The sequence below is a fragment of the Mycolicibacterium sp. lyk4-40-TYG-92 genome, assembly GCF_030209435.1.
Classification (GTDB): Bacteria; Actinomycetota; Actinomycetes; order Mycobacteriales; family Mycobacteriaceae; genus Mycobacterium.
In genome coordinates this window covers 26,434-48,193 of the sequence record NZ_JARVRX010000023.1, presented here as the reverse complement: position 1 = coordinate 48,193, position 21,760 = coordinate 26,434, and the positions used below count along the sequence as shown (strand labels likewise).

2 protein-coding genes (1 of these 2 cut by a window edge) are annotated in these 21,760 nt (G+C 69.8%); both read left to right on the top strand.

Annotated features, from left to right (window positions below):
• Nucleotides 1-18,815: the 3' portion of a non-ribosomal peptide synthase/polyketide synthase gene (locus QRN63_RS27090; RefSeq protein WP_285034029.1), read on the top strand. Its footprint begins 12,121 nt before the window's first position; 18,815 of the gene's 30,936 nt are visible here — the last part of the coding sequence; its start codon lies off the left edge, out of view; its stop codon occupies nt 18,813-18,815.
• Nucleotides 18,812-21,760 carry an MMPL/RND family transporter gene (locus tag QRN63_RS27085; RefSeq protein ID WP_285034027.1) on the top strand — a complete coding sequence of 983 codons (2,949 nt, stop codon included), beginning with the start codon at nt 18,812-18,814 and terminating at the stop codon, nt 21,758-21,760. Before QRN63_RS27090 ends, QRN63_RS27085 begins: the two co-directional genes overlap by 4 nt.

The following is a 21,760-nucleotide window of genomic DNA, read 5'->3' as shown; positions in this document are numbered from 1 at the left end:
AGAGCCTGCGCACCGTGTTCGCGGCGACGGGCGGCACACCCCGGCAGGTGGTCGTTCCCGCCGACCAGGTGGAGCTCGGCTGGGACGTCGTCGATGCCGGTGCCTGGACCGACGAGCAGCGTGTCGACGCGGTGCGTGCGACCGCGCAGTACGTGTTCGACCTCGCCGCCGAAATTCCCGTGCGCGCCAGCCTGTTCCGCCTGGCCGACGATGAGCACCTACTGGTGGCAGTGGTGCATCACATCGCGGCGGACGGCTGGTCGTTGCAGCCGCTGGTCACCGATCTGGGTACGGCGTATGTCAGCCGCTGTGCCGGGGAGGCGCCGGGCTGGGCGCCGCTGGCTGTGCAGTACGTCGACTACACGCTCTGGCAGCGCGGGCAACTCGGTGAACTCGAAGCGCCCGACAGCGAGATCTCGGCCCAGCTGGCCTATTGGACCGAGGCCCTCGCCGGCATCCCCGACCGCATCGACCTGCCGACCGACCGGCCATACCCCGCGGTCGCGGACCTGCAGGGCGCCACGATCGAGGTGGACTGGCCCGCTGAGTTGCAGCAGCAGATTGCCCGGGTGGCGCGCGAGCACAACGCGACCAGCTTCATGGTCGTGCAGGCCGCACTGGCCGTCATGCTCGCGAAGCTCAGCGCGAGTTCCGATGTCGCCATCGGCTTTCCGATCGCCGGACGGCGCGACCCCGCCCTCGACGATCTGGTCGGCTTCTTCGTCAACACGCTGGTACTGCGTGTCGACCTGGCCGGAAACCCCACTGTCGAAGAGCTTTTGGCGCAGGTACGGGCCCGTAGCCTCGCGGCGTACGAACACCAGGACGTGCCGTTCGAGGTACTGGTCGAGCGCCTGAACCCGACGCGCAGCCTGTCCCACCATCCGCTGGTGCAGGTCATGCTGGGCTGGCAGAACCTGCCATGGCAGCACATCGACGTCGCGAGCGGATTGGCGCTGGGCGACCTCACCGTCACGCCGCTGCCGGTGGAAACCCAGGCCGCGCGCATGGACCTGGCGTTCTCGCTGTCCGAACGCTGGACTGCCACAGGGGAACCCGCGGGTATCGGCGGCATCGTCGAATTCCGCACCGACGTGTTCGACGCGGCGAGCGTCGAAGCCCTGGTGCGCCGGATGCAGTGTGTACTGGCGGCCATGACCGCCGAGCCCGGCCGGCCGCTGTCCACCGTCGATCTGCTGACGGCCGACGAGCGCGACCGGATCGAGGCCATCGGTCATCGGGACGTCTTGACCCGGCCATCGAGTCAGCCGTCGATCCCCGAGCTGTTCGCCACCCACGTCGGTGCCGTGCCCGACGCGGTCGCGATCAGCGATGCGGGCTCAGCGCTGACGTACGCGAAACTGGACACGGCGTCGAACCAGGTGGCCCACCTGCTTGCCGCTCACGGCATCGGCCCGGGTTCGGTTGTCGCACTGCTGCTTCCGCGTTCCATCGACGCCATCGTCGCCATGCTCGGCGTACTCAAGGCCGGGGCCGCCTACCTGCCGATCGACATCACGTGGCCGTCGACACGTATCGATTTCGTCCTCGCTGACGCGGCGCCCGCGGCGGCGATTGCTGCCGACCCAGATCTGTTGTCCGGCTTCGGCGGGGCAGTCCTCGCGGTCGGAGACGATGCCGGACAACCTGATTCAGCGCTGCCGACGCCAGATGCGGGCACGCTCGCTTATCTGATCTACACTTCGGGCACCACCGGCGTGCCCAAGGGCGTCGGGCTCACCCACGCCAATGTGACACAGCTGCTCGGCACGCTCGACGCGGGCCTGCCGGCCGCCGGGGTGTGGAGCCACGCGCACTCGCCGGCGTTCGACGTATCGGTGTGGGAGATCTTCGGTGCGCTGCTGCGCGGTGGCCGCGTCGTGGTGATCGGTGACGATGTCGCCCGGTCATCGGCGGACCTGCACCGGACCCTGGTGGCCGAAGGCGTCACGGTTCTGACCCAGACCCCAACGGCGGCAGCGGTATTGTCGCCGGCCGGACTGGAGCACGCCGCGCTCGTCGCGGTGGGTGAAGCCTGCCCGCCCGAGGTGGTGCAGCGCTGGGCGACCGACGGTCGCGTCATGGTCAATGCCTACGGACCGACCGAGACGACGATGTGCGTCGCGATCAGTGCGCCGCTGACGGCCGAGTCGGTGGCGGAATCCGCTGTGGTGCCGATCGGTTCGCCGGTGGGCGGCGCGGCGTTGTTCGTGCTCGACAGTGCGTTGCAGCCGGTGCCGCCCGGGGTGATCGGTGAACTCTATGTCGCCGGTACGGGTGTGGGTGTCGGCTATCTGGGCCGCGCCGGACTGAGCGCAGCGCGTTTCGTGGCATGTCCGTTCGGGGCGCCGGGGCAGCGGATGTATCGCACCGGCGACCTGGTGCGGTGGGGTCGCGACGGACAGCTGACGTACCTGGGCCGTGCAGACGAACAGGTCAAGATTCGCGGCTACCGCATCGAACTCGGTGACGTACAAACAGCTTTGGCCGCGCTGGACGGTGTGCAGCAGGCCGTGGTGATCGCCCGGGAGGATCGGCCCGGTGACAAGCGTCTCGTCGGATATGTGACCGGCACGGTCGACCCGGCCGCGGCGCGGGCCGAACTGGCGAGACGGATCCCGGCGTACATGGTGCCCGCGGCGATCGTGACACTGGACCGCTTGCCGTTGACCGCCAACGGCAAGCTGGATACCCGTGCCCTGCCCGCGCCCGACTACGTCGCGGGTGACTACCGGGCACCGGCGACTGCGGTCGAGGAAATCCTGGCCGGCATCTTCGCAAATCTGTTGGGACACAGCCGTGTCGGCGTTGACGATTCCTTCTTCGATCTGGGTGGCGACAGCATCGCCGCGATGCGTCTGATCGCCGCGATCAACGCCACACTCGATACCGACCTGGCGGTCCGCACGGTGTTCGAGGCGCCGACCATCGCCGAGCTGGCGCCGCGGCTCGGCGCGTCGGCGCCGGGGCGGGACCCGCTGGTGGCCATCCCGGGTTCGGCGCGGCCGACCGTGCTGCCATTGTCGTTCGCGCAGAATCGCCTGTGGTTCCTGGAGCAACTGCAGGGCCCGTCCGCGACCTACAACCTGTCGACGGTGCTGCGGCTCACCGGAAACCTGGATGCCGAAGCGCTGCACGCCGCGCTGGTCGACGTCGTGGCCCGGCATGAGGCGCTACGGACCGTGTTCGTCGCCCCGGACGGTGTACCGCAGCAGGTGGTGCTGCCGGCAACGCAGGCCGACATCGGGTGGGAGAGCACCGATGCGACCGGCTGGACCACCGACCAGGTGGACGCCGCCGTGGACAGTGCGGCGCGACACGCCTTCGACATCGCCGCCGAGATCCCCTTGCGGGCCAGCCTGTTCCGGGTTTCCGACGACGAGCACATCCTGGTCGCCGCCGTGCATCACATCGCCGCCGACGGCTGGTCCATCACGCCGCTGGCGCGCGACCTGGGCGTGGCCTACGCGAGCCGGTGCGCCGGACTGGCACCGCAATGGCCCGAGCTGCCGGTGCAGTACGTCGACTACACGCTGTGGCAGCGTGGCCAATTCGGTGACCTGCACGACGGTGACAGCCCGATCGCGGCGCAGCTCGACTACTGGCAGGATGCGCTGGCGGGGCTGCCCGAACGGCTGCAACTGCCGACCGATCGGCCGTACCCGCTTGTGGCAGATCAGCACGGTGCGACCGTCGCCATCGACTGGCCGGCCGAACTGCAGCAGCAGATCGCGCACGTGGCGCGTGAACACCACGCCACCGGATTCATGGTGGTGCAGGCCGCCCTGGCCGTGTTGCTGTCCGCACTCAGCGCGAGTTCCGATGTCGCCGTTGGCTTCCCGATCGCTGGCCGGAGCGACCCGGCGCTCGACGACCTGGTGGGATTCTTCGTCAACACGCTGGTGCTGCGTGTCGACCTGGCCGGCGACCCGACGTTCACCGAGCTGCTGGCCCAGGTGCAGCAGCGCAGCCTCGCGGCTTACGAGAACCAGGACGTGCCGTTCGAGGTACTGGTCGAGCGGCTGAACCCCACCCGCAGCCTGACGCACCACCCGCTGGTGCAGGTGCTGCTGGCGTGGCAGAACCTCCCCGGACAACAGGGGCATGGCGCTGCCGGGCTGACGCTGGGTGACCTGGAGGTGACGCCGGTCCCGGTCGACACCCAGACCGCCCGCATGGATCTGACGTTCTCGCTCGGCGAGCGCTGGGCCCCGGACGGCACACCTGCCGGCATGGCGGGGACCGTCGAATATCGCACCGACGTATTCGACGCCGCGAGCATCGAGACACTGATCGAACGCCTACGGCGCGTCCTGTCGGCGGTCAGTGCCGACCCGACCGCGCCGGTGTCCGGGATCGAGCTGCTCGACGACGCCGAGCACACGCGCCTCGACGACCTCGCCAACCGTGCGGCGCTGCAACGGCCCGCCCCTGACGTGTCGATCCCGGCACTGTTCAGCGCCGTGGTCGCGCGCACGCCGGACGCGGTGGCACTCAGCTGTGCGGGCCGCAACCTGACCTACCGCGAACTCGATTCGCGGGCCAACCAGTTCGCGCATCTCCTCGCCACCCATGGTGCCGGTCCGGGACAGACGGTGGCACTTCTGCTGCCACGGTCGGCCGAAGCCATCGTGGCGATCATGGCGGTGCTCAAGACCGGTGCGGCGTACCTGCCGCTCGATCCGGCACTGCCGGTCTCCCGCGTCGTGTTCGTGCTCGCCGATGCCGCGCCGGTCGCGGTGATCACGTCGGGTGAGCTGGCGGACCGGGTCTCGGGCCTGGACCTCGCGGTGATCGATGTCGAGGACCCGACCGTGGCCGCTCAGCCCGACGCGGTATTGGCCGGCCCCGCAGCCGATGACGTTGCCTATCTGATCTACACCTCCGGCACCACCGGAGTGCCCAAAGGCGTTGCGGTCGAGCACCGTAACGTCACCCAGCTGATCGCAGCGCCGGACTCCGGCCTGCCGACCGCGGGTGTCTGGAGCCAGTGGCACTCGCTGGCGTTCGACGTCTCGGTGTGGGAAATCTTCGGTGCGCTGCTGGGCGGCGGCCGGCTTGTCGTCGTGCCCGAGTCGGTGGCGCGCGCGCCGGAGGACCTCCATGCCCTGGTGGTCGCCGAGCGCGTCACAGTGTTGAGCCTGACTCCCTCTGCGGCAGGCGCACTTTCGCCTGCGGGCCTGGACGGCGTCACGCTGGTGGTCGCGGGCGAGGCGTGCCCCACCGATCTGGTCGACCGCTGGGCAGGGCGCGTGATGATCAATGCGTACGGCCCGACCGAGGCAACCATCTACGCCGCGGTCAGCGCACCGCTCACGCCCGGTGAACCGACGGTGCCCATCGGGTCGCCGGTGCCGGGCGGCGCAACGTTCGTGCTGGACAACCATTTACGACCGGTTCCGGTCGGCGTGGTCGGTGAGCTGTACCTGGCCGGCGCCGGCGTCGCGGCAGGCTATCTGCGCCGCGGCGGGCTGACCGCCGCGCGCTTCGTGGCCTGCCCGTTCGGTGGACCCGGCGCCCGCATGTACCGCACCGGCGACCTGGTGCGGTGGCGCCGCGACGGCCAACTGGACTACCTCGGCCGGGCTGATGACCAGGTGAAGATCCGCGGCTACCGCATCGAACTGGGCGACATCCAAGCGGCGTTGGCGGACCTCGACGGCGTGGAGCAGGCCGCGGTGGTGGCCCGCGAAGACCGCCCGGGTGACAAGCGCCTCGTCGGCTATCTCACCGGTTCGGCCGACCCGGCAACGGTCCGCGCCGCACTGGCGGATCGGTTGCCGGCGTACATGATTCCGGCCGCGGTGATCGTGGTGCCGGAGCTGCCGCTGACCGCCAACGGCAAACTCGACACCCGGGCTCTGCCGGCGCCCGAGTACGCCGCGGGCGACTACCGCGCACCCGCGACCGCGATCGAGGAAACCCTGGCCGGCATCTACGCCGCGGTGCTCGGTGTCGAGCGCGTCGGTGTGGACGATTCGTTCTTCGACCTCGGTGGCGACAGCATTTCGTCGATGCAGGTCGTGACGCGCGCGCGGGCGGCCGGCCTGACGTGCCGGACCAAGGACCTGTTCGTCGAGCAGACCGTGGCCCGGCTGGCCCGGGTTGTCGAGGTCAGCGAGAATCCCGGCGGGGCAGCCGATTCGGGCGTCGGACCAGTGACGGCCACGCCGATCATCGAATGGCTGCGTGGCGTCGACGGCCCGACCGACCAGTTCAATCAGACGGTCGTGGTGCAGGCCCCGGCCGACGCTACCGAGGCCGACGCGGCAGTCCTGTTGCAGGCCTTGCTGGATCACCACGCCACGCTGCGCATGCGCGTCGCGGCGGACGGTGTGCTGAGCACCGCTGAGTCCGGCGCCGTGGACGCCCGTGACTGCCTGCATACCGCGGACACGTGGTCCGACGACGCGCTGACCGCAGCCCGCGCACAGCTGAATCCCGCCGCGGGGACCATGCTCAGCGCACTGTGGGTGGTGGACACCCGCCGACTCGCGCTCGTGGTCCACCACCTGGCGGTCGACGCGGTGTCGTGGCGAATCCTGTTGGAAGACCTGAACATCGCCTGGGCCCAGCACCGGGCCGGACAGCCCGTGGCGCTTCCGGCGGGCGGCACGTCGTTCCGGCGCTGGGCGGAAGTGCTCGCCGAGCATGCCCAGACCGCCGACGTCGCCGCGCACGCCGCGGCCTGGCAGCGGGTGACGCAGGCTCCGGCCGCGCTGCCCGCGGTGCAGCCCGCTGTCGACACCTTTGCCGCGGCGGGGCACCTGGCCGCCGAACTGGACGCCGAGACCACCGCGGCACTGCTGAGTGTCGTCCCCGCGGCGTTCCACGCCGGGATCAACGACATCCTGGTCATCGGATTCGCCTTGGCCGTGGCGGAATTCGCGGGCGCGCAGGGCGGGACGATCGGCATCGACGTCGAGGGGCACGGGCGCCATGAAGACCTCGCCCCTGATATCGACCTGACCCGTACCGTCGGCTGGTTCACCACCAAGTCCCCGGTGTCGATCACGCTCGGGGACATCAGCTGGGCACAGGTCACCGCCGGTGACGCGGCGCTGGGCGCGGTCATCAAGGACGCCAAGGAGCAGCTCCGTGCGCTGCCGGACCCCCTGAGCTACGGGCTGCTGCGCTACCTCGGCGCGGACACGACCGTGCCGGGGCCGGACCCGGTCATCGGCTTCAACTACCTCGGGCGCCAAGGTGGTACCGCCGAACTGTCCGAGGACCTCTGGCGCATCGGGGACCACACGCCCACCGCGGCGATGGCCATCCCGATGCCGCTCATGCACACCCTCGAGCTGGGGGCCGGCGCCGTCGACACACCTGACGGACCACGGCTGCATGCCAATTGGACCTGGGCGCCATCGGCACTCGACGCCGAGCAGGTGACCCGCCTGAGCCGACTGTGGTTCGAGGCGCTGTCCGGCATCTGCGCCCACGTGTCCGACGGTGGCGGCGGGCTGACACCATCCGACATCACGCCGGCTCGCCTCAGCCAGCAGCAGTTGGATGACCTCGAACAGCGCGGTGGTGTCGCCGACGTGCTGCCCCTGACGCCGGTGCAGGAGGGCCTGCTCTTCCACGCCACCACCGCCCAGGGCGCGCGAGACCTTTACGCCGGCCAGCTCGACATCGGCGTCAGCGGGCAGCTCGACGTGGACCGGCTGCACGCCGCCGTGCGCGCCGCGATCGCCCGTCATCCGCATCTGGTGGCGAGCTTCCACTCGCGGTTCGGCCAGCCGGTGCAGGTCATCCCGGCCGATCCCGAAATCGCCTGGCACTACCTGGAACTCGACGACGATGCGCAGGTTGCGCACGTCCGCGCGACGGAGCGGGCCGAGGTGTGCGACCTCACCGCCGGGCCGGTCTTCCGCGCCGCGCTCATCCGGGTCGCACCCGACCGGTACCGGTTCGTGCTGACGAACCACCACATCGTGCTCGACGGCTGGTCGATGCCGATCCTGCTGGCAGAGATCTTCGCCGGCTACCACGGCCACCGCCTGCCTCCGGCCATGCCGTACCGCAACTACGTCAGCTGGCTGGCCGCCCGGGACCACGAGGCAGCCGCCACCGCGTGGGGTGAGCTGCTCCGCGGCCTCGACACGCCCACGTTGGTCGGCCCCGCCGGCCGCACCGAATCGGGGCCGCGACGCGTCGAGACCGTCACGCTCCCCGTGGAAATCGCCATGGCGACAGGTGAATTGGCGCGGTCTCGCCACACCACCGTCAACACCGTGCTGCAGGCCGCGTACACCCAGCTGCTGTGTTGGCTGACCGGCAGCCACGACGTGGTGTTCGGGACCACGGTCTCCGGCCGGCCCGCGGAGGTCTCCGGTGTCGAATCGATGGTTGGCCTGTTCATCAACACCGTGCCGGTGCGCGCCAACCTCACCGCGACCACCACGGCGGCGCAGCTGCTCGACCAGCTGCAGGGCGGGTACAACGACACGCTGGAGCATCAGTATCTGGCGCTCAACGAGATTCACCGCATCACCGGTCAGGACCAGTTGTTCGACACGCTGTTCGCGTTCGAGAACTATCCCGTCGACACCGCGGCGCTGTCGAGCGATGCCGAGCTGGCCGTCACCGATGTCGCCACCCACGAATCCACGCACTATCCACTGACCGTGCAGGCGCAGCCCGGCCGTGAGCTGACCATCCGCGTCGAGTACGACACGACGGTGTTCGGCGCAGCCGACATCGCCACACTGATCGACCGGCTGCAGACCGTGCTGGCGGCCATGTCCGCCGATCCGGACCGGCCGCTGTCGGCGATCGACGCCCTCGAGCCGGCCGAGCAGGCCACGGTGGACCAGTGGAGTGGACGCGCCGTCCTGACCGAACCCGTTGCCGGGGAGACGGTTCCGGCACTGTTCGCCGCACAGGTGGCCCGGACCCCCGATGCGGTGGCCCTGACCTACCAGGACTCGGCCTGGACCTACCGGGAGCTGGACACGGCCGCCGCCCGGTTGGCCGGTGCTCTGGCAGCCCACGGTGCGGGCCCGGGACAGCGCGTGGCGCTGGTGTTCCCCCGCTCGGCCGACGCGGTCATCGCGATCCTGGCGGTGCTCAAGACCGGCGCGGCGTACCTGCCGATCGACCCCGCTCTGCCCGCGGAGCGCGTCGAGTTCATGGTCGCCGACGCGGCGCCGGTCGTGGTGCTCACGACACCGGAACTGGTTGCCGAGATGTCCGGACTCGGTGCGCCGGTACTGGACACGGCGACCGTCGCGCACCAGAAGAACGGCACGGCAACCGCGATTTCCGGACCGCGCCCCGACGACATCGCGCACATCATCTACACCTCCGGAACCACCGGGCAGCCCAAGGGCGTCGCCGTCACGCATCACAACGTGACGCAGCTCTTCGCCGGGCTGGACCTCGGTTTCGAGCTCGGTCCGGATCAGGTGTGGGCGCAGTTCCACTCGTACTCGTTCGACTTCTCGGTGTGGGAGATCTGGGCCGCCCTGCTGCACGGCGGGCGCCTGGTGGTGGTGCCCGACGCGGTGGTCCGCTCGCCAGATGAGTTCCACGCCCTGCTCGTTCGAGAAGGCGTCACGGTGCTGGCGCAGACCCCGTCCGCGGTCAGTGTGCTGTCGCCGCAGGGCCTGGAATCGATGGCGCTGCTGATCGGCGCCGAGGCATGCCCGCCGGAGCTGGTGGACCGGTGGGCGCCAGGGCGCGTCATGCGCAACGTCTACGGCCCGACCGAGACGACCATGTGGGTGTCCAAGAGCACGCCGCTGGCGGCGGGTTCCGGTGCGCCGCCGATCGGTGCGCCGGTCCCGGGCGCTGCGCTGTTCGTGCTCGACGACTGGCTGCGGCCGGTGCGGCCGGGTGCCGTCGGCGAACTCTATGTGGCGGGTCGCGGCGTCGGGGCCGGCTACTGGGGCCGATCCGCTTTGACCGCAACGCGTTTCATGGCGTGCCCGTTCGGCGCGCCGGGGACGCGCATGTACCGGACCGGTGACCTGGCGAGCTGGGGTCCCGACGGGCAGCTGCGTTATCTCGGCCGCGCCGACGAACAGGTCAAGATTCGTGGCCATCGCATCGAATTGGGTGAAGTGCGGTCCGCGCTGGCCGCCGTGGCCGGTGTCGAGCAGGCGGTGGTGGTCACCCGCGAGGACGAGGCCGGCAGCAAGCGTCTGGTCGGTTACATCGTCGGGTCGGTGGATCCGGCGGAGGTGCGTGCCACGCTGGCGCAGCGTCTGCCCGGCTACATGGTGCCGGCTGCCGTCATCGGCCTGCCCGAACTTCCCGTCACGGTCAACGGCAAGCTCGACACCCGTGCGCTGCCGGAGCCGGAATACGTTGCGGGCGTGTACCGGGCGCCGGGCAGCCTCACCGAGGAGATCCTGGCCGGCGTCTACGCGCAGGTGCTCGGCATCGAGCAGGTCGGCGTCGACGATTCGTTCTTCGATCTCGGCGGCGACTCGCTGTCGACCATGCGGCTGGTCGCGGCGATCAATTCCGCACTGGGCGTAGACCTTCCGGTCCGCGCGGTCTTCGAAGCACCCACCATCGCCCAACTGGCCACGCGCATCGTCACCGGCGAGCGCGGCCTGCAGCCGCTGACGGTGACGGAGCGGCCGGACGTGGTACCGCTGTCGTTCGCACAGAACCGGCTGTGGCTCGTCGACCAGGTGCAGGGCCCCTCGCCGGTCTACAACATGGCGACGGCCCTGCGGCTCGACGGAGACCTGAACGTCGACGCGCTCGGGGCGGCGCTGGCCGACGTCGTCGGCCGGCACGAGAGCCTGCGCACGCTGCTCACCGCGCCGGACGGCACCCCGCAGCAGGTCGTGATCCCGGCGGCGCGTGCCGATTTCGGCTGGGACCTCGTCGATGCGACGCAGTGGTCGGCGAGCCGGCTGCACGACGCGCTCGAGGCCACCGCGACGAGCACCTTCGACCTCGCCGTCGACATCCCGCTGCGGGCCCGCCTGTTCCGCATCGGGGACGGCGCACACGTCCTGGTTGCCGTGGTGCATCACATTGCCGCCGACGGCTGGTCACTGCGGCCGCTGGTCGCCGATCTGGGCCTGGCCTACGCGAGCCGATGCAGCGGGCAGGCGCCCGACTGGGCGCCGTTGCCGGTGCAATACATCGACTACACCCTTTGGCAGCGAGCACAATTCGGCCGTCTCGACGACAGCGGCAGCCGGGTGGCGGCCCAGTTGGCGTACTGGGAGGCCGCGCTGGCAGGCTTGCCCGAGCGTGTCCAGCTGCCCACTGACCGGCCGTACCCGCTGGTCGCCGACATGGCCGGTGCGACGGTCGCGGTGCAGTGGCCCGCCGAGTTGCAGGAGCGGGTGGCCCGGCTGGCCCGGGAGCACAATGCGACGACCTTCATGGTCGTGCAGGCCGCACTGCTGGCGCTGCTTGCCAAGGTCAGCACGAACTCCGATGTCGCCGTGGGCTTCCCGATCGCCGGTCGCCGCGACCCTGCGCTCGACGATCTCGTCGGCTTCTTCGTCAACACCCTGGTGCTGCGTGCCGACCTGACGGGCGACCCGACGTTCACGGACCTGCTCAACCAGGTCCGGACGCGCAGCCTGGAGGCCTTCGAGCACCAGGATGTGCCGTTCGAGCTACTGGTGGAACGGCTGAACCCGGCCCGCAGCCTGAGCCACCATCCGCTGGTGCAGGTCATGCTGTCGTGGCAGAACTTCACCGGATTGACCGACCCCGCTGCGGGTTCCGGGCTGAAGGGTGTCGACGTCACGTCGATCCCGCTCGGTACCCAGTCGGCCCGTATGGACCTGACCTTCTCGCTGTCCGAACGCTGGACCGCGACAGGTGCGCCCGCCGGTATCGGCGGCGAGGTGGAATTCCGGACCGACGTGTTCGACGCCGAAACGGTTGCCGCACTGGTCAACCGGATGGAGTCGCTGCTGGTGGCGATGACCGCCGAACCACGGCGGACACTGTCCTCGGTGAGCCTGGTCGACGACGCCGAACAGGCCCGCCTCGACGAACTCGGGCACCGCGCGGTTCTCACGACACCGGCCGGGGCTGCCGGCTCCATCCCGGAGTTGTTCGCGGCCCAGGTGGGCCGGACCCCGGACGCGGGTGCGCTCACCTGGCAGGGCCGGACCCTGACCTACGCGGAACTGGATAGGGCGGCAAATCGCCTGGCGCATCAGTTGATCGGCCACGGCGCGGGCCCGGGGCAGACGGTGGCGCTGCTGTTCCACCGGTCGGCCGAGGCGATCGTCTCGATCCTGGCGGTGCTCAAGGCCGGGGCGGCGTACCTGCCGATCGATCCCGCACTGCCGTCGGCGCGCATCGCGTTCATGCTCGGTGACGCCGCGCCGGTCGCCGCGGTCTCCACGGGCGATCTGGTCGAGCGCCTCGCCGCGTTCGACGGCCCGGTCATCGACGCCGCCGACACCGATATCGAAAACCAGCCGGCGACAATGCCTCCGGCGCCTGATGCGGGTGATATCGCATACCTGATCTACACCTCGGGAACCACCGGCGTCCCCAAGGGTGTTGCCATCACGCACCGCAATGTCGTGGGTCTGCTGGGACGGCTGAAAGACCAGCTGCCGACGGCACGTGTCTGGAGCCAATGGCACTCGCTGGCATTCGACGTGTCGGTGTGGGAGATCTTCGGGGCCCTGCTGCACGGCGGACGCCTAGTCGTGGTCTCCGAGACGGCGGCCCGGTCGCCGGAGGAACTGCACGAGCTGCTGGTCGCCGAGGGCGTCACGATGCTGACCCAAACCCCCTCCGCCGCAATGATGTTGTCGCCGGAGGGACTGGAGTCGACGTCGCTGGTGGTGGCGGGCGAGGCCTGCCCGCCCGAGCTCGTCGACCGCTGGGCGACCGACAGCGCCAGAGCGGCCCGCGTCATGCTCAACGCCTACGGCCCCACCGAGGCCACCATCTACGCCGCGGTCAGCGCACCGCTCACCGCAGGTTCGCCCGCCGTGCCGATCGGCACGCCGGCGTCGGGCGCGGCGTCCTTCGTCCTGGACGAACGGTTGCGGCCTGTGCCGATCGGGGTGGTCGGTGAGTTGTACGTCGCCGGCTCGGGAGTGGCGGCGGGCTACGTGCGCCGTGGCGGGTTGACCGCTTCGCGTTTCGTGGCGTGCCCGTTCGGCGCGCCGGGACAACGCATGTACCGCACCGGTGACCTCGTCCGCTGGGGCGCCGATGGCCAGCTGCAGTACCTGGGCCGGGCCGACGAGCAGGTGAAGATTCGCGGCTACCGCATCGAATTGGGTGACGTGCAAACGGCATTGGCCGGTCTCGACGGAGTCCGGCAGGCCGCGGTGATCGTGCGCGAGGACCGCCCCGGCGACAAGCGACTCGTCGGCTACATCACCGGTACCGCCGACCCGGCCGAGGCGCGGAACGCGGTGGCCAAACACCTTCCGCCGTACATGGTTCCGGCCGCCGTCGTCGCAATGACGACGCTGCCGCTGACCCCGAACGGCAAGCTGGACCGCCGCGCGCTCCCGGCACCGACATACGGCAATGTCGATCAGTACCGGGCACCGCGCACGCCGGTCGAGGAGACGCTGGCCGCGGTCTACGCCGACGTACTCGGGGTCGAGCGGGTCGGCGTCGACGATTCGTTCTTCGAACTGGGCGGCGACAGCATCATGTCGATGCAGGTGGTGGCCCGGGCGCGGGCGGCCGGTCTGAGCTTGCGGCCGCGTGACGTCTTCGTCGAGCAGACCGTGGCCCGGCTGGCACTCGTGGTCGGAACCGTCAGCGACGCAACCGGCGTCGTCGACGAGGGGATCGGCGCGGTGGTCACCGCCCCGATCATGCGGTGGCTCGCGGGCGTGGACGGCCCGACGGACCAGTTCAACCAGACCATGGTGGTGCAGGCCCCGGCGGGTGTCACCGAGACCGATGTGGCAATGCTGTTGCAGGCCTTGCTGAATCGGCACGCGATGCTGCGCCTGCAGGTCGGTGCCAACTGGTCGCTGCGGGTGCCCGACGCGGGCGCTGTGGATGCCCGGGAGTACCTGCGCACCGTCGACGAGCTCACCGAAGACGCCGTGGTCGCGGCGCGGTCGCGGTTGAACCCGGCGGCAGGCGTGATGTTCGGTGCGCTGTGGGTGACGACGTCGCGGCAACTGGTGCTGATCATCCACCACCTGGCCGTCGACGGGGTGTCCTGGCGAATCCTGTTGGAGGACTTGAACGTCGCCTGGCTGCAGTCCCGCGCGGGGCAGCCGGTCGAGATACCGGCGAGCGGGACGTCGTTCCAGCGCTGGGCGCAGGTCCTCGCCGAACACGCGGCGGCGCCCGAGGTGGTTGCGCAGGCGCAGACCTGGCGGGAGGCGGCGGCGACACCCGCGCTGCTGCCCGCCGTTCAGCCGGCGCGGGACACGTTCGCCACCGCCGGGCAGCTGTCGGTGACGCTGGACGACGTCGATACCGTGCAGACGCTGCTGCGCGAGGCGCCGGCGGCGTTCCATGCCGGCATCAACGACGTCCTGCTGATCGGATTCGCCCTGGCGATAGCCGAATTCGCGGGTGGCGATCGCACGATCGGCATCGACGTGGAAGGCCACGGGCGGCACGACGAAATCGGCGAGAACGTCGACCTGTCGCGCACCGTCGGCTGGTTCACCACCAAGTACCCGGTGGCCGTCACAGTCGGCGGCCTCTCCTGGACCCAGGTGACATCCGGTGACGCCGCGCTGGGCGCGGTGATCAAGGATGCCAAGGAGCAACTGCGCGCACTGCCGGACGGCCTGACCTACGGGCTGCTGCGGTACCTGAACGACGACGTCGACCTCGAAACACCAGACCCGGCAATCGGATTCAACTACCTGGGCCGGCTCGGCGGCGGTTCCGAGCTGTCCGACGAACTGTGGCAGGTCGGCCGGGACGGCTCTGCCGCGGTCACCGGTCTGGCGACAGCGGTGCCGATGCCGCTGATGCACACCGTCGAGCTCAACGCCGGCACGGTCGACACCGACGACGGCCCGCAGCTGCATGCCAACTGGACATGGGCACCGTCAGCGCTCGATGACGACCAGGTTCAGCGACTCAGCCGCTTGTGGTTCGACGCGCTGACCGGCATCTGCGCCCTGGTCCGGGCCGGCGGCGGCGGCCTGACCCCGTCGGACATCGCACCGGCGCGCCTGGACCAGCAGCAGATCGACGGCCTGGAACGCGAGCAGCCCGTTGCCGACATCCTGCCGATGACGCCGCTGCAACAGGGTCTGCTCTTCCACGCCGCGCAGGCGGGCGCCGATGCCGATCTGTATGCGGTGCAACTGGATCTGACGCTCGCGGGCCCGCTCGATGCGGCGCGGCTGGGGGACGCCGTGCAGACCGTGGTCGAGCGGCACCCGAACATCGCGGCCCGCTTCCACGCCGGACTCGATGTACAGGTCATCCCGGCGGTGCCCGAGGTCGCGTGGCGGGTGCTGGACGCAGCGGACGACGACGTCACGCGCATCTGCGCCGCGGAACGTGCCGCGGTGTCCGACCTCACCGACCAACCGGTGTTCCGGGCGGCGTTGGTCCGCACCGGGGAACACCGGCACCGGCTGGTGCTCACCAACCATCACGTCGTGATGGACGGCTGGTCACTACCGATCCTGCTGCGCGAGATCTTCGCCGGCTATCACGGGTACCGGCTGCCCGCCGCCGTCCCGTACCGCCGCTTCGTCACCTGGTTGGCCGAGCGGGATCTCGACGCCGCACGTACCGCGTGGGCCGAGGTGCTGGCCGGTGTCGACACCCCGACACTCGTTGCGGCGCGGACCGCATCGGGTGGCCGCGGCGTGAAATCCGTTGCCTTGTCGGCCGAAACCACACGTGCCGTCGGCGAGCTGGCACGGGCGCGCCACACCACTGTCAACGTCGTGCTGCAGGGCGCTTACGCACAGGTGCTCATGCAGCTGACGGGCCGGCACGACGTGCTGTTCGGGACCGCGGTGTCGGGCCGCCCGACGGACATCGCGGGCGCGGACGAGATGGTCGGCCTGATGATCAACACCGTGCCGGTGCGGGCCACCGCGACCGCGGTCACCACCGCGGCGGAACTGCTCGACCAACTGCGGGATGCCCACAGTCGGACACTCGACCACCAGCACCTGTCGTTGGCCGAGATGCACCGGATCACCGGTCAGGACAGGCTCTTCGACACGCTGTTCGCCTATGAGAACTACCCGCTGGGCGCCGCCGCGTCCGGCGGCGTCGGGGACCTGACCATCACCGAGTTCAACAGCCATGAGCAGAACCACTACCCGCTGACGGTGCAGGCCATGCCGGGCGACGAACTGGGTCTGCGGCTCGAGTACGACACCGAGGTATTCGGCGCGGCCGACATCGACAGGCTCGTCGAGCGGTTCGAACGCGTGCTCGTCGCGATGACCACCGCGCCCACGGGGCGGCTCGCGGCGGTGAATCTGCTTGCGGCCGAAGAGCTCTTCCAACTCAAACGCATCGGCAACCGCGCCGCCGGCTCAGACGCACCCGCATCGATCCCGGCGCTGTTCGCCGCGCAGGTCGATCGCACCCCGGCGGCCACCGCGCTCACCGAAGCAGACCGGTCGCTGAGCTACCGCGACCTCGACGAGGCCTCGAACCGGTTGGCGCACCAACTGATCGACGACGGCGCCGGCCCGGGCCGGACCGTGGCGGTGCTGTTCCCCCGGTCGATCGACGCGGTCGTGGCGATCCTCGCGGTGCTCAAGACCGGGGCGGCGTACCTGCCGATCGATCCGGCACTGCCGGCGGAGCGGCTCGCCTTCCTGCTGTCCGACGCGGCGCCCAGCGTCGCGGTCACCACCGAGGACCTGGCCGGCCGGCTAGACGGCTTCGGCGGCCCGGTGGTCGTCGGCACCGACGAAAACCGGCCCGCCACAAGGCTTCCGCTGCCCGATCCGGACAGCGTTGCCTACCTGATCTACACCTCCGGCACCACCGGAACGCCCAAGGCCGTCGCGGTGGCACACCGCAACGTGGCCCGGCAGTTCGGGGTGCCGCTCGCGGGCCTACCCGCCGATCCGGTGTGGACGCAGTGCCATTCGTACGCGTTCGACTTCTCGGTGTGGGAGTTGTGGGCCGCGCTGCTGCACGGCGGCCGTCTGGTGATCGTGCCGGAGTCGGTGACGGCGAACCCGGACGAGTTCCAGCGACTGCTCGTGGCCGAGCATGTCAACGTCCTCACCCAAACCCCCTCCGCGGCAGGCGCACTGGTGCCCGACGCGCTCGCGCCACTGGCCCTGTTGGTCGGCGGTGAGGCGTGCCCTGCCGAGCTGGTCGACCGCTGGACGTCGTGCGGCCATACGATGATCAACGCCTACGGCCCCACCGAGACCACGGTGTACGCGGCGATGACCGAACCGCTCACGGCGGCAACAGGTCCGGTGCCGATCGGAACACCGGTGCCCGGTACGGCGCTGTTCGTCCTCGACGGCTGGTTGCGGCCGGTGCCCATGGGCGTCGTCGGCGAGCTGTACGTCGCGGGCGACGGGGTGAGCGTCGGTTACGCCGGCCGGCCCGGCCTGACCGCCGGCCGGTTCGTGGCCTGTCCGTTCCCGGGTGCGGGGGAGCGCATGTACCGGACCGGCGACCTGGTGCGCTGGGATGGCGACGGCCATCTGCACTACGTCGGCCGGGCCGACGAGCAGGTCAAGATTCGTGGCTTCCGCATCGAACTCGGCGAAGTACAAACGGCTTTGGCGCGCCTCGACGGGGTGGACCAGGCGGCGGTGATCGCGCGTGGAGACCGCACCGGCGACAGGCGCCTGGTCGGCTACATCACCGGTACCGCCGATCCCGCGACACTGCGCACTCAGCTCGCTGACCTGCTTCCGGCCCACGCGGTCCCGGCCGCCATCATCGTGCTGCCGGCGCTGCCGGTCACCGTCAACGGCAAGCTCGACGTCCGCGCGCTGCCGGCACCCGAATACCGGGCCGGCACCTACCGCGCCGCGGGCACTGCCACCGAGGCGGCGCTGGCCGCCGTCTACGGCCGGGTTCTCGGCGTCGAGCGGGTCGGGGTGGACGAGTCGTTCTTCGACCTCGGCGGCGACAGCATCTCGGCCATGCGCCTCGTTGCGGCGGTCCGCGCGGACCTCGGTATCGAGATGTCGGTGACGACGGTGTTCGAGGCGCCGACAGTGCAGAAGCTCGGTGAGCGGTTGACGGCGGACGGCGCGGCGGCGCCGGGCATCGCCCCGGTGCAGGTACTGAAGACCGGTACGGGCGTCCCACTGTTCTGCCTGCACGCGGTCAGCGGCATCAGCTGGCCGTACCAGGTGCTGGGCGGGTACGTCGACGGCCCGATCGTCGGCATTCAGCAACCGGCCACGGACACCCCGGCATCGCTGAGCGAGATGGCCGCGACGTACGCCGACCGAATCCAGGCCGAGCAGCCGTCGGGCCCGTACCACCTGCTGGGCTGGTCGTTCGGCGGTGTCGTCGCGCATGCTGTCGCCGTCGAGCTGCAGCGGCGCGGCGCCGCCGTCGCCCGGTTGGTGCTGCTCGACGCCGAGCCGACGCTGCGCGTCGCGAACCAGGCCGTCGACCGGGACCAGCTGGCCGACATCGTCGACGACGGCCTGATGGACCTGTTGGTGCGCAACTTCGACACCAACGTCGCGCTGTACCGCGAGCACGAGGCCGGTCGCTTCGATGGTGACGCCGTGGTGGTCGCGGCTACCCGGGACGACGACGAGCGCGGCACCTTCCTCGCGCAGAGCTGGCGCCCGCACGTGGCCGGCACCGTCACGGTGCACGAGGTGGGGCGCGGGCACCATGAGATGCTGACCGTCGAAGCGCTTGCCGAGTACGGCAGGCATCTGGGCGGTGAGGCAACGTGAAGGTTCGGTCGGGCAAGGGTGTGTTCGCCGGGGCTTTCGAGCTGCTGGCACGCCTGGTGCTGCGGCGGCCGTGGGCCGTGATCGGTGCCTGGCTGCTGCTCGTCGTGGCGCTGTCGGTGGCGGTGCCGCCGCTGATGAAGCTGGCGAGCGACCGGAATCAGGAGCTGCTGCCGAGCAATTCCGCGGTCATGGCGGCGACGCGCGACATGACGACGGCGTTCCATGAACCCGGGATCCAGAACATCGCGCTGGTGGTGCTCACCGATGAGAACGGTCTGACCAAGGCCGACGAAGACGTCTACCGCACCCTGGTCGACAGCCTGCACCGCGATACCGCCGACGTGGTCATGGTGCAGGACTTCATCTCGCAGCCGCCGATGCGAGAAGTGTTGGCCAGCAAGGACAACAAGGCCTGGTTCATCCCCGTCGGTATCCGGGGTGAGCTCGGCTCACCGGAATCGAGCGAGGCGTACAAGCGGGTGGTCGGCATCGTCGACCACACCGTCTCCGGCTCGACGCTGACGGTCCATATGACGGGCCTCACCGCCACCGTCGCCGAACGCGAACAGCTCGGGTTGCGCGATCTGCGGGTCATCGAGACCGCGACGATCGCCATGGTGCTGCTGATTCTCTTTGTGGTGTACCGCAATATCGTCACCATTCTGGTGCCGCTGGCGACCATCACGGTGTCGCAGGCCGCCGCGACGCAGGGCGTCGCGGCCCTGGCAACCTGGGGCCTGCCGATCTCGCAGCAGACCGTCGTGTTCATGAGCGCCATGATGATCGGCGCCGGTGTGGACTACGCCGTCTTCCTGATCAGCCGCTACCACGAATACCTCAGGCAGGGACTCGATTCCGATGAGGCCGTCGCCCGGGCGCTGACCGCCATCGGCAAGGTGATCGCGGCGTCCGCGGCCACCGTCGCGGTGACGTTCCTGGGCATGAGCTTCACCACCCTCAAGGTGTTCTCCACGACCGGCCCGGCGTTGGCGGTCACGATCGTGATCGCGTTCCTGTCGTCGATCACGCTGCTGCCGGCGATCCTGACGCTCGTCGGCCGCCGTGGCTGGGCCAGGCCCCGGAAAGAATTGACCAGCCGCTTCTGGCACCGGTCCGGGATCAACATCGTCCGTCACCCGGTGCGCCACCTCGTGGGCAGCCTCGTCGTGCTGATCGCACTGGCCGCCGGCGTGGGCTGGCTGCACACCAGCTACGACGCCCGCACCGCACTGCCCGCGACCGCCGAGAGCAACGTCGGCATGGCCGCCATCGAGCGGCACTTCCCGGCGAGTGTGACGGCGCCGCAATACCTTTTCGTCCAGTCGCCGCATGACCTGCGGACGACCAAGGGGCTCGCCGACCTCGAACAGATGGCGCAGCGCGTCGCGCAGTTGCCCGACATCGCCGCCGTCCGCGGCGTCACCCGGCCCACGGGCGCCCCGCTGGAGCAGGCGACGCTGAGCTTCCAGGCCGGTGAGATCGGCGACAAACTCGCCGAGGCCACCAACAAGATCAACGGCAGCGTCGATCAACGACAGGCACTGGTCGGGGGTGCCGGCAAGCTCGCCGACAGCCTCGCCACCGTGCGGACCCAGCTGACCAAGACCATGGGCACGATCGACAGCCTCAACAAGAGCATGGCGAGCATCAAGGACCAGCTGGAGAGCTCGCAGGAATTCCAGGACGCGCAGCGGCAGTTGGATGCCGTGCGCAGTTCCGGTGACGTGCCGAACATCCCGCCGCGCTCGGGCACCCAGAACTTCCAGGACATGGTCGCCATGGCCGATGCCCTGCTGCAGCAGCGCAAGGACAACCCGGGCTGCGATACCGATCCGGATTGCGCGGGACAGCGGGACCAACTGCAGCGGCTCTCGGACGGTCTGCACAAGATGCAGCCCTCGCTGGACGCGGCGGCCAAAGCCCTTCGCTCCCTTGGTGGAAGTGGTGCGAGCAGTAGTCCGGGCGGCATGAAGCAGAACATGGCGTCCTTGCAGGAGGGCGCCAACGCCCTGGCCGAGGGCAGCCGTAAGATCGCCGAGGGGCTGCGCGTCCTCGACGACCAGACCAAGCAGCTCGGCGAAGGTCTGTCGCATGCGTCGGCATTCCTGCTGGCGATGAAACTGCATGCGTCCGAGCCAGGTGCCGCGGGCTTCTACATCTCGCCGGAGATCCTGGGTAACGACAAATTCAAGGATCTGGCCCGGGTTTTCATGTCGCCGGACGGGCATTCGGCGCGGTACCTGGTCGAGTCCAAGCTGAACCCGTACGACACCAAGGCCATGGATCAGGTCAAGGCGATTCTCGCCGCCGCGCAAGGCGCACAGGCCAATACGTCGCTGGCCGACGCGAAGATCGCGATGTCGGGCATGACGCCGTACTACGCGGAACTGCGCGACTACTTCAACAAGGACCTGCGGTACATCGTGCTGATGACCGTCATCGTGGTCTTCCTGATCCTGGTAATGCTGCTGCGGGCCGTCGTCGCGCCGCTGTATCTCGTTGGCACCGTGATTCTTTCGTGCCTGTCTTCGCTCGGCATCGGGGTGATCGTGCTGCAGATCCTGGGCGGACAGCCGATGGCGGCGAGCACCCCGGGCATGGCGTTCATCGTGCTGGTGGCGGTCGGCGCCGACTACAACATGCTGCTGATCTCCCGGATCCGCGACGAATCCCCGCACGGCATCCGCTCGGGCGTCATCCGCACCGTGCGCAGCACCGGCAGCGTGATCACCTCTGCCGGCATGATCTTCGCCGCGCCCATGTTCGCCATGCTGTTCAGCAGTATCGGCTCGATGGTGCAGGGCGGCTTCATCATCGGCGTGGGCCTGCTGATCGACACGCTGATCGTCCGTACCGTCACCGTGCCGGCGCTGGCCGTCCTGGTCGGCAAGTACAACTGGTGGCCGTCGCGAACCAAGCGGAGCCCAGCACCTGCCCTGAGCTAG